Annotated in this window: 1 tRNA gene and 2 rRNA genes (1 of these 3 cut by a window edge); all 3 read left to right on the top strand. The window is 55.3% G+C overall.

Annotated elements, in window-relative coordinates:
* Positions 1 to 1425 (top strand): 23S ribosomal RNA (locus FMN63_RS27620); it begins 1298 nt to the left of the window's first position.
* A gap of 291 nt (positions 1426 to 1716) precedes the next feature.
* Positions 1717 to 1831, top strand: a 5S ribosomal RNA gene (gene rrf, locus FMN63_RS27615).
* 292 nt (positions 1832 to 2123) lie between these two features.
* Positions 2124 to 2200, top strand: a tRNA-Met gene (locus tag FMN63_RS27610).
* The last annotated feature ends 300 nt before the right edge of the window (positions 2201 to 2500 follow it).

Raw genomic sequence — 2500 nt, 5'->3', positions numbered from 1 at the left:
GGCGCAGGGTTAGCCGGCCCCTAAGGCGAGGCCGAAAGGCGTAGTCGATGGGAATGCAGTTAATATTCTGCAGCTTGGTGGTAGTGACGGATGCCGTGTGTTGTATCTCCTTATTGGATTGGGGGTGCAGCGAAGGTGTTCCAGGAAATAGCTCCACCGTATAAACCGTACCCGAAACCGACACAGGTGGACTGGTAGAGAATACCAAGGCGCTTGAGAGAACTATGCTGAAGGAACTCGGCAAAATGCTCCCGTAAGTTCGCGAGAAGGGAGACCTCACGATGGGCAACCGTTGTGGGGTGGCACAGACCAGGGGGTGGCGACTGTTTATCAAAAACACAGGGCTCTGCGAAGCCGCAAGGCGACGTATAGGGTCTGACGCCTGCCCGGTGCTGGAAGGTTAAGAGGAGGTGTGCAAGCACCGAATTGAAGCCCCAGTAAACGGCGGCCGTAACTATAACGGTCCTAAGGTAGCGAAATTCCTTGTCGGGTAAGTTCCGACCTGCACGAATGGCGTAACGACTTCCCCGCTGTCTCCAGCATAGACTCAGTGAAATTGAATTCCCCGTGAAGATGCGGGGTTCCTGCGGTCAGACGGAAAGACCCCGTGCACCTTTACTACAGCTTCACACTGGTATTCGTCACGACATGTGTAGGATAGGTGGTAGACGTTGAAGCAGGAGCGCCAGCTCTTGTGGAGTCACCCTTGAAATACCACCCTTGTCGTCATGGATATCTAACCGCGGTACTACAATATCCGGGACCGTGTGTGGCGGGTAGTTTGACTGGGGCGGTCGCCTCCCAAATGGTAACGGAGGCGCGCGAAGGTGGGCTCAGAGCGGTCGGAAATCGCTCGTTGAGTGCAATGGCATAAGCCTGCCTGACTGCGAGACTGACAAGTCGAGCAGAGTCGAAAGACGGCCATAGTGATCCGGTGGTCCCTCGTGGAAGGGCCATCGCTCAACGGATAAAAGGTACGCCGGGGATAACAGGCTGATGATGCCCAAGAGTCCATATCGACGGCATTGTTTGGCACCTCGATGTCGACTCATCACATCCTGGGGCTGGAGCAGGTCCCAAGGGTTTGGCTGTTCGCCAATTAAAGTGGTACGTGAGTTGGGTTCAGAACGTCGCGAGACAGTTCGGTCCCTATCTGCCGTGGGTGTAGGAGAATTGAGAGGATCTGTCCCTAGTACGAGAGGACCGGGATGGACGTACCTCTGGTGGACCTGTTGTGGCGCCAGCCGCATTGCAGGGTAGCTATGTACGGAAGGGATAACCGCTGAAAGCATCTAAGCGGGAAACCCACCTCAAAACCAGTTCTCCCTGAAGAGCCGTGGAAGACCACCACGTCGATAGGAAGCGTGTGGAAGTGTGGCAACGCATGAAGCTTAGCTTTACTAATAGCTCGTTCGGCTTGATCCTCTCATTAGTCAATGTTCATCTCTCCAAAGCGCCTCTGGCGCTTTGAAGAGATCATCTTAAGTGCGCTATCGCCCTTTGGGCTGCTTGAGCGCGTTTGAAATCATGGTTTTGTTCTCACGGACGTACCGGTCCTTCGGACCTGTCCTGTGAACCAACCGGCCTGACCGGCCGACGGCCACTTGGCCTTGCCTTTGCTGCGCTCGGAGCTCTTGTTCCTTGCAAGGCAGAAGGAAAACCAGATCAAAATCAAATAAATATATAGACCAGTTCACGCAAATTGCGCTTCGCCGGCCTGGTGGCCCTAGCGGGGAGCCCCCACCCGATCCCATCCCGAACTCGGCCGTGAAACTCCCCAGCGCCAATGGTACTGCATCTTAAGGTGTGGGAGAGTAGGTCGCCGCCAGGCCTGCAAATCGCAATTTGAAACCTCTTCAACAGAGCGCTCACGGCCGTATCGGGCTTCGCCCTGGCCTCCGCGAGGGCGGCCAAACTTGGCTGGCGGCCACTTGGCCTTGCCTTTGCTGCGCTACGGAACTTCTTGTCACCTATCAGCGCAGCAGCAAGGCAACACGAAACACGCTGCGGCAGCAGCACACTTTGCCCCCAGGCGAAAAGCGCCCAGGACAAACAAAACGAAAATCTCCGGGCTTACTCAAGCCCATCCGGGATACATCGGTACCCCGATAAAAAACGAATAACGCGGGATGGAGCAGTCCGGTAGCTCGTCAGGCTCATAACCTGAAGGTCGCAGGTTCAAATCCTGCTCCCGCAACCAAATAAACAAAAGGCCGTCCAATGGGCGGCCTTTTGTTTATTTGCTCGTGGGGTCGTGGATTTTGACATGACCGGGCCCCTTCAAGGAGGGCTTCGCCCGACGCTGAAGGGCAGATAACCCCAAATCCTGCTCCCGAAACCAAACAAAACAAAGGCCGGCCAGATAGGACGGCCTTTTTTGTTATTCGCACAACGGCATCCAGGTTCTTAAACTCACAAGGACACCGATAGCTGGACTCCAGTCCCACACAAACAAGCAAAAACTCACAGCGAATCCTTGTCGGTCGGAGCTCACGGCGCA

This window comes from Stappia sp. BW2, from assembly GCF_008107695.1.
Lineage (GTDB): Bacteria > Pseudomonadota > Alphaproteobacteria > Rhizobiales > Stappiaceae > Roseibium.
This window is presented reverse-complemented; position numbering and strand designations above follow the sequence as displayed.